General features: G+C 48.4%; 5 protein-coding genes and 1 pseudogene. All 6 read right to left on the bottom strand.

The features are described 5' to 3' along the window. Positions 1 to 988, bottom strand: a pseudogene (locus HV355_RS23210) (phage tail protein); the annotation flags it as partial. Positions 989 to 990: 2 nt separating this feature from the next. Then, a complete protein-coding gene (locus HV355_RS23205; protein ID WP_164558564.1) occupies positions 991 to 1,440 on the bottom strand; it encodes a phage tail protein in 450 nt (149 codons plus the stop codon). A gap of 103 nt (positions 1,441 to 1,543) precedes the next feature. Beyond that, positions 1,544 to 3,346, bottom strand: coding sequence for a hypothetical protein (locus tag HV355_RS23200; protein WP_182403704.1), 1,803 nt, complete (start codon positions 3,344 to 3,346; stop codon positions 1,544 to 1,546). A gap of 9 nt (positions 3,347 to 3,355) precedes the next feature. Beyond that, the gene (locus HV355_RS23195; RefSeq protein WP_182403702.1) at positions 3,356 to 4,792 is read right to left on the bottom strand and encodes a baseplate protein; all 1,437 of its coding nucleotides are present in this window, start codon (positions 4,790 to 4,792) and stop codon (positions 3,356 to 3,358) included. After that, positions 4,789 to 5,160 (bottom strand): hypothetical protein, encoded by a 372-nt coding sequence (locus tag HV355_RS23190; RefSeq protein WP_182403700.1) that lies wholly within the window; start codon positions 5,158 to 5,160, stop codon positions 4,789 to 4,791. Before HV355_RS23190 ends, HV355_RS23195 begins: the two co-directional genes overlap by 4 nt. Before the next feature lie 2 nt (positions 5,161 to 5,162). Further along, the gene (locus tag HV355_RS23185; protein ID WP_182403698.1) at positions 5,163 to 9,041 is read right to left on the bottom strand and encodes a transglycosylase; all 3,879 of its coding nucleotides are present in this window, start codon (positions 9,039 to 9,041) and stop codon (positions 5,163 to 5,165) included. Between the last annotated feature and the right edge of the window lie 73 nt (positions 9,042 to 9,114).

The raw sequence follows: 9,114 nt of genomic DNA, 5'->3' as shown, positions 1-9,114 counted from the left end.
GGTATTCGAGAATACCGGCAACCGTTTTACCAGAAAGATCTGTGAGGGTTTGGTTAAGCGGCTGCTTGCCTTCGAGGGCCTTTTTCATAGTAGTTGCAAACTGGGGATCATTATTCAGCGCAGCAGCAAGCTCACTTAGAGTATCGAGGCCCTCGGGAGTTGAACCACCTACCAGAGCAGAAATCGCCGCCTTAACGAAAGCGGTGGTGGCTATCTGTGTGTTATTTACCGTTTGGGCAGCTGTAGGAGCCTTAGGTGTCCCGGTTAACGTCGGGCTCGTCAATGGGGCCTTAAGGTCTAGTGCCTTATCAATTGTCTGCGCGAAATTACCATCGTTGTTTATCGCTGCGGCTAGCTGGGCCAGTGTCGAGAGGGCTTCCGGCACTCCCTCCCCAGACAGGAAGGAAATCGCTTTTTTAATAGCGAGGGAGTTCGCAGCGACCCCTTCTTCTTCGCTATCAAGTTCTGCGCTTAACTGAAGCCCCAAGCTGCGAAATACACGGAAAGACGTGTCTATCATTTCCGATGTAATCTGCGTTGCCCCCTCCGGTACCGCAACCCGGCACAACTCTATTTGGCCGTCTCTTAGTTGCTGAGCCGTAATAGTAACAATCTCAGCTGCATTAACAGTCGATTCGTCCGTTACTTGGCTCGTTTTCACACCAAACTTATAAAATGCCTGCAACGCGATAATCGTTGTCTGGCCAGCAGGGATGTCAACGTCAATATCTAAAATTTGCTGCACTGACAACTGGACGTTATCAATATCAACAGACGCAGCACCACCTTCATTGCCCGAGGTCACGGTAACCTTCAGACCGGTGCCAGGCACGACATTAAAACCTGAATAGATTCCAGGCTTAATAATATTTTTAAATTTCCGGTTTAATGCTGTTGAGGTGTAGGCCTCGTAAAACTGTACGTCTGTGATCAGGCTCTTACGAGAATCTGCGGCCAGAAGGCTCACACCACTAATAGATCCACTCATACTCAGCTCCCTGCCTGCTCAATCATCATGATGATTGAGTAATTCTTTCCCAGGTATACAGTATCTTGCTGAGTAGCAAGCACGGCGATGGCTTTGTCTTCTGCGTCCAATAGCACGAGTGTATTGAAGTCGTAAACAGTGTCTTCCTCAAGGCTGTCTTGAGGCAACACGGCATTAAGCGTGATGATGTTCCCCTGAACTGACCGCACAAGTTCAGATTTCGCGAAGTTGGTAGTCATGTCTTCCAGCACGAAGTCAGTTGGGATATCTGAGATATTCCAACCACCAGCCTCATTCACCGAAACCAGCGTCGATTTGCCCCAGCATGCCGTTTTGATTTCAAAGCGTTGGCCGTTGCCGATCGCAGACTCCGCGCGGCGTGAGTAGTAGTAATCGAGTAATTGCGCTTTATAAAGCGTACCGCTAGTACGAGCGGCGAGAACATCAGCCATTTAATTCCCCTCAAAATGCACTGAGAGGAGTTCGAGCCCTTGAATGGAATCAAACTCCGCAAGTGGTAGTCTGCGGAGTTTGTTGAGTTTGTGAAATTGAGCGTTAGGCGCTAGAACCCATGAGGTAATTTATTTTCCTGATAGTCTTTCTCCAGCTGCCTGCAGGCTCCTGTATGAGCACATGTTCGCTATCAACTGGGAATAGGATCGTCGCTAGGTCACCATTTGCGTATTCGATAATACAACCATGTAATCCAAGCGTTGACACGTATAACCCCACAACACCGGCAAACTCTCCGGTATCAGAAATCACCTGCTCAAAAATACGCGGATCAGGATTTTTTTCACTCGGGATGATGGCTGGAACGATGTGGGTGTGGCCTATTGGCCACGCATCAAGCGGTAAGGTATCGAGTGTCAACGAAACTGCATCCAGCTCCCGTGGAACGCCATTAAATTGTTGTTCACTCACCTCAGTAAAGCTCCTGCCCTGCACCAGATGGGAATTATGATCATCCAACCTATAATGAACCTGCGAACTGACGTCTGCGTTTATAATCCCCTCATCCACGGCGGCAAAAATAGGCTCAATGCTGGCTGACACATCACTTTGAAGAAACTCGTCAGCGGCTTCGCTAACAATAAACACATCTGAACTTTCACCGCCCATCATCGATATGGCTATAGGAGCATCATTAAAATCGGCGTGATCATGCTCTGACCTGATTTGACCTAGCGTTATCTCGTTAAGCCTTTCGTATACCGATGCACTCTGACGTATCTCATCAGCACACTGCAAATAGTTAATTTGACGAATCTCATCCCTCCAGTTACCGGCCAGAGGTTGCAAGATCACCTCATCAACGAAGCCGGGAAATCCGTACCGGACGACTCGACTATCTGCATACTCGACAATACAGCCGTACTGGCCAAGAGTTTTGAGCATCAAGCGAGACTCTCCTTGGCTATATGTGAATAAAACAGTGGAATCAACGGTGAAATCGCGCCCGGACATATCCTGGGTATACAATCGCCCATCGCCCTCTTCTCTTTCAGGGATTATTGGTGGAATAATTGCTGTCATACCTAAGGGCCAGGCATCAAGCGGCATGCCATCAAAGCAAATAGGTATCATGTCCAGAGAGCGCTTAAGGCTTTTTATTACGCGATTTTCATTGAATGAAATGTTAGTTTTTACACCAACATCGTCGGTCTTATCGCCGAAATCAAAGCTATGATTGAAACTCATTTGAGTGTCAAAAAATACAAGTTTTTCCTTTTTCTCTATCGCTTTAAATACTAGCTGCAACGTTAAGCCGTCATAAACAATATGCAGTGGAATAAGAGGAACTATGATTTTGGTAAAGTCAGACTGAAAACGCCTTATGCTCGCATTAATATCGTCAGCACCGTAAAGCTCATATAATTTGTTGAGATTAAGTACAACTCGACCACGGGAAGTAAGGAAAAAATCCCCATAACTAGCGGTGGCTGACTCAACTTCTTGTGCCGTCGCCAAATACGATCCGTAAGGGGTTTTAACGATGTCAGTGGGCGCGTACAACGGCTCCCAAGATACAGGCATCTCTCCGAACTCACGCCAAAGGGTCTGCTCGATTGGCCGAGTAGTGCCTTTGAAATGCACCTCATCGAGACGCTGGGTAAGAAGCATGGGCCGCCGGGCTCTGTCTTCCTCTGCGATTATGAAGAAACGACCATATTCCGAAATCCGTATATCCATATCTTCACTATCCATGGTGAAAAAGGATTTGCGATTACTGATTCGCGTCAGGACCGGTTCGACAGTTTCATTCCACATGTCCTGCATCTTTTCAGTAAACGCAGCCCATAATTTTGAGCTGCGCTTAGCTGGTGTTAACTGCTCTTTCAGCCAATTTTCTTTCACAGTTTTACCCTACGGATAGCTGATTGATTCGAAGTCAGACGACTCAACATTGAGATAAACAAAGTCATTCATCAATACGGCGTCACTCATATCAATCGCCTCAACATCATAGGAAATAAATAACCCTGTATCCTCGATAACACGCCAAATATCTTTAACCTTTACCTGAGCGTAATATTGTTGCTGTGAATCATCCTCACTTTGAAGTAATTTGCTGAATGATGGCGAATCTTTCCCGAAGTTATTCTCTAATGCCTCCTTCAGATCCTTGCGGGCGTCATCAATAAGAACGCTTTTTTTGGCTGTTCCGCTGAACTTGATAGTGAATGGTTTTTCGTTTGTCGGCACATATTCGAAGTGCTTGTTTAGCTCGTTAGGAATGGGAGCCAGTGCTTCAAGAATCTCTGAAGCTAGCTTTTCCTGCGATACACCCGGTTTATGCCCACAGAAGAAGATACGGTTAATATTACGTACATCAAAACCGGTTATGCTCTCTTGAACAGCTTCTCCCCAGACGTTCAGCCAAGAGGTGCCACTAACTGCACCTTGCACAAAATGACGATAGTCGCCACCCCATACAACCTGCTCATCAAAGGGAACGTAGTATTGCGCACGATTTCTCGTTTCTTCGGTTGATTCCATACCGCCGCCGCCGGAGATAACAGAATCAGTTACGATTTCGAGGACGTCCGCATATTTAGCAATATTACCGGCTGCTTCAAGCTTCTGTCCCTGAGCAAGGGTGTAATCCCCCAGGCTTGCCAGAATATCGAGCCGAACCTGGCTACCAGCTGGTGGCATCATTCCCATGGAGCCATCACCGAACCGTACCCCTAGCTGCTCTGTAGGTTTATATACCAGCGCATAGTGTTTACTATCACTGCGTGACATACGGAATAGTGGGTTACGAGTCCATACCTGCTCCTCGTCTCCATTCACAATGACAACTGACAACTCTGAAACTTCAGCCGTAATATCCCGAGTAAGCAGTAAAGTTAGGAATGGTTTTTCTTCTGCAATATCGAAGATAACACTGATCGCTTCTTGCTGCTTGACTGGCACACCATAGACAGTTTCGCCGGGACCAATTGTCACGGTGTTATCACATGATAATGGGGTTTGATCCGATGTGAGAATTTCCCCGCCAGAGGGCAGAATTATGCTTTCAGAAGATTTATTTTTGATTGATACCGTGCCATGAGATGCCTCAACAAAACGCCCTACATATCCACGATCTTCCGCTGCGGCTAGGATACTAGATCGACGTGTTGCAGTCGTGATAAACCCCTCAACCAGTGCCCTGCTTGCGTAGGTCTGAGCAATATATATAACCTGCGCGCCTAGGACGGCCATCATCTGCGCAAACTGACTGTTAACGAACCTCGACCACCAGCTGTTTTCGCTCAGTTTGGCGTTAAATTTCTCTAAAACCTCGGAGATACTCACGATTCCTCCTGCTTTTTCTTCATGATCACACTCGTTCCACCACCATGGGCAAAAAAGCTGATTTGTAATTCGTCCATGCTCAGAGCCTCACAACGAATTGACTCGATGTTTAAGCCCGGCAAATCCTCTGCCAACTTCGTTACCAACCTGCCTTCGATGGCCACTTCTACTAAGTGACTTGTTTCCGAGCCAATAGGCTCGTGTTTGAACTCCTCCATAGGATTTCCCCAATGCGGCAGCCCGTAAACGCTCCCGGAAGGAGTGCGTAACCATTCGTGTAGCCGGGCCATCCATACATCTTTTTGTCCCTTTGCAATGACAATTCCGTTCTCGTCCACGCTTAAAAGGGCGTCCACCTCATAAAACATGCTCAATCCTCCAACAGAACATCCAGTGATGGGTCACTAATTGTGGTGCTGGCACGTTCTCTCGGCTGCGGCTGGGCCGTTTTAACCACTTTGTCAGGGTCTCCTTTGCTTCCGCTCTTGGTGGCTCCCAGGATGTCCTTAAGAACGCTGTACACACCGTCCAGCGTTTTCAACATAGCCGGATCGTTATTTATGTTGTCAGTGGTTAAAGTTTGTCGAACGCCGCTTCGAGCTAGGTCAGTTACCGTTGGCAGTTGCTGGGGCATACTTAGGAAGGGCTCTTGCCTCTTCGGTTTCTCACCAAATAGAGTATTGTTTAGGCCACTTGTTGTGGAACTGACAGTGGATGCAGCTGACTGAAGCCCGCCGTCGAGTAATTCCCCAGCTTTTTGGGTTAAAGGACTCACAGCACGCGCTATGTCGGTATTTCCCCCTGTAACTTGTGTCATCAGGTCGTCAATTACCCCACCGCCGCTAACCCCGCCAATCACTCTTGAGATATGCTCACCTGCAGTCGGCAAAATGGAAGAACCGATATTCTTTAAGCCCTCTACAGAGGATGAGAGGAATGATGTATCTCCCCCCTCACCTTTCTCTATGACCTTGTAACCATTGTTGTAGACGGGGATTCCGCGTTCATTTAGCGGCGGGTTTAAATCATCTTGACTGGCGGTACCTAACAGGTCGATATCCGCTCTTTTATCTGAGTCCTGGCGGGCACTAGATCGTTTCACTTGCTGGAGAGCCGCCAGAGGTGCCGCCGGAGTGAAGCCAACCTTTTTTCCTGTCCAGCCCTGAACTTTGGCGCTGATCTGTTTATCCAGCTCACGGGATTTCGCTATTGCAGCCTGGATAGCTTCAGGTGTATTGGCCGACATCAGCCCAGTCATAGCAGATGTGGAAGAAGCGCCTAAATCCCCGATGGTTGACATTAAGCCACCTTGCGGTACTTGAGAGGCGGCCGTCTCTTCATTGAGAAGTTCTGCGGGTGCAGCTGTCAGTGCCTTAGCTGAATGCTGATGTGCCATTTTAAATGCCGTTTCGCTCGACACATTTGGCTTTGGGGATAATACGTGCGTTGGTACTGGCTTCTTCACTGATTGCGCGCGTTGCACCACTTCTGAGTCGGTAATTGGCGTTTTAAAAGACACAGCATTTTTTTGTGGTGCCAGTGCTGTACCTGTGGAGTTAGCCAATTTCACCTTACTACCGAAGCTGTATTGGGAATCTGCCGCAATAGCCTGCTCGCCGTTAGCAGTCCGCGCGGCATTTATCTTCGTTAGCGATTCGTCAGAGAACTTGCCTTCCCACTTACCAGTATCCCTGTTGAATGTTCCCAGAGCATCTTTAATGTACCCATCGTTGACTGCCGGATTTCCGCCCTCTTTCGTCGCAATGGCGCGAACGAGGCGGGTCATCACTTCAGGGTCGGAAGCGTCGATCTTTTCGTTAGGGGATACGCCCAGATAATCACAGACGTTTTTGATGTACTGATTCGTGTTATTTTCGTTCGGCGGAGCCCATTTAGAAATAATGCTCGATACTGTCTGAAGTTTCTCGTAGCCAGCAGCCTTGCTGGTACCCTCGTAGTAACTGGATACCTGATTTGCTAATCCACGAATGCCCTCTTCAGGCGTGTTGAATTTGGCGAAACGCCGTTCACCATTGGAGTTAGCAGCTTCTAGGCTTGCGCCTTCTTGGTTTGCATATACCAGGTTGCCCGGGTTGTTGTTGCGAAAATTACGGTTCTTAGCGTTGCTTCCACCAATATTTAGATCGGCTGCGATGTTATTGGCCGCTGGTGCCGTGAATTCAGCTTTTGATGTGTAACCATGCTCGCCGACACCATCCTCGCCAAACTGCCCCCCTTGTAACTGCCCTTTTAACCCTTCGATCGCAGAAACAGTTTTTCGAGTGCCATCTTCGATGGAGGTCTTGAGTTGTTTGGTACTGTCCTCATCTGACTTAAAGCCTGATTTAACCTTATCGACAACGTTGGCCGCTGCCCCAAACGCTAAGTTTTTAGCCCCCGAAAATATCGATTGGGCGAAGTCCATTCCGCCCTCTAACCCACGTGCGATAGAGTCAGTTCCGACTGACTGAAGTTTATCCCCTGTTCCACTTAGACCAACTGCTGAAAGTCCTTGGCCAACAAGATTGGTGGCTCCAGTTAACAGCCCGCCCATATCCAACACGTTTGCACCGGCATAAGCGGTTTTCTGTTTAGTCGATACCTCTTTGCCTTCGGCTACCCCGAAAGCCTCCCGTTGGGCATCCTCATCGTTAAAGCCCTCTACCGCGTCATAACCAGCAAGAAGCGCAGTGCCGACACCAGGAATAAAGCGCAAAGCACCCTTGGCTGCAGCCTTTGCTCCCATTTTGGCTGCAGCATGTTCGGTTTCTCTTAACGCCACTGAGCCGGTCACTTTCCCGGCCTGCTTAGTTGCTGCTGTTTCTACACTTTTTTCGGCTGCGATTCCGGTGGCGCTGCCTGCTTGCTTGGCTACAGCGGCTTCGGTCCCTTTGGCTGTGACTTGAGCAGCTGCCTTACTCTCTTTCAGTATTGGTTTGGCGGTGTTGGCTGCTGTGTTTGCTCCCTTGGAGCTTAGCGCGCCCGCCCCTGTCACTGCACCGATTGTTGCCGCTGTACCGGCTGCAACCTTTGCACCGACACTGCTGAAAATTTTACCAATACGTCCGAACCGACCTTTAGGTTTAGTGCCACGCGTTTTTCTGGTGGACTTCTCAATAGGATCAGGGCGTTCACCTCGATTATGCCCACGGCCAGTTGATCCTCCACCAGCGCGGCGTTTTGTACCCCTTCGACCGCCAGGCCAACGATTCCTGAAGAAGTCAGACATACTGAAACTGTCACCGGAAGACATAGACTTTCTGAGCTTAATTATCTCGTCTTCCACGTCCTCAAGCGTTCCGATAATACGATCGTCATTACTTGATAGGGCCTTGGTCTGCTCTTGGATCACTTTGACCGATTGGGAAGCTTGGTTTTCTGCAAAAATTTTAGATGAGTTAACTTTACCCAGTTCTGGAGCAGAAATTGGCTTTGCCTGAGCTGGTGGATAACTCAGAGCTTCCGACTGAGTGATCGTTGTAACTTGTGAGGATTTTTTACCGACGTCTTTTTTGTCACCACTTAGCTCATCAACCCACTTTTTGAGCGAGATAGCTTTCCCACCAGTCTCTTTAGCTAACTCCATTACACCGCTGGCTGCCATCCATAAAGGACCACCGACTCCCACTCCGGCCGCGTCTGTAACATCATTGGCTTCTGCTTTATCATGCTTATCATCGAGGCCAATTATTGAACCGAGCTTTCTCAAAAAACCTTCTTGAAGCTTGGCGGTAGCGCTGTTTTGCTTCTTACGATTGTTGTTCTCAGCTATCTCGGATTGCTTATTTTCCGAGATAAATCGACCTTTCCCGTCACGTTGCGTTACTTTTGGGGATGATTTGGCTATGGGGTCATTATGTATTTTCTTACTATTCTGCCGGTACGATCTTTTTAGAGGCACAGAGTGCTGCAGATTTTTTTCCGCTGGCTCTGAAGTCTGATTGTTATGCAAAACGTTACCGAGATCAGACACCAGTTTAGGCTTACGTCGCACTTTTTTGGGCATTCGGGAAACATAGACATTCTCATGCTGCAGCGCTATTCCAGAGACATCATTTGTGACTACCGGTGCCTGTTTATTTATATGTGAAAGCCTACGTGTAACGCGCCCCTGATTTTCGCCAGCGCCCGCTACTAAGGTGCCTTTAGCGGTTATGGCGTTTTTAATATCGGCCAGTGCTTTGAGCTCGTTAGCGCTGGCATCCTCGATTGCGCTAATGATAGCGATCCGATCTTGCTGTTTATCCAAAACATCCTCCCCTGCGCAGCTGCCTGAGCTATCTATTTTTCCCGGCCTGAGCCTTATATTTCTGTTCCAGCGC

The organism is Enterobacter sp. RHBSTW-01064 (genome assembly GCF_014103035.1).
Taxonomy (GTDB): Bacteria; Pseudomonadota; Gammaproteobacteria; order Enterobacterales; family Enterobacteriaceae; genus Enterobacter; species Enterobacter mori.
This window is presented reverse-complemented; position numbering and strand designations above follow the sequence as displayed.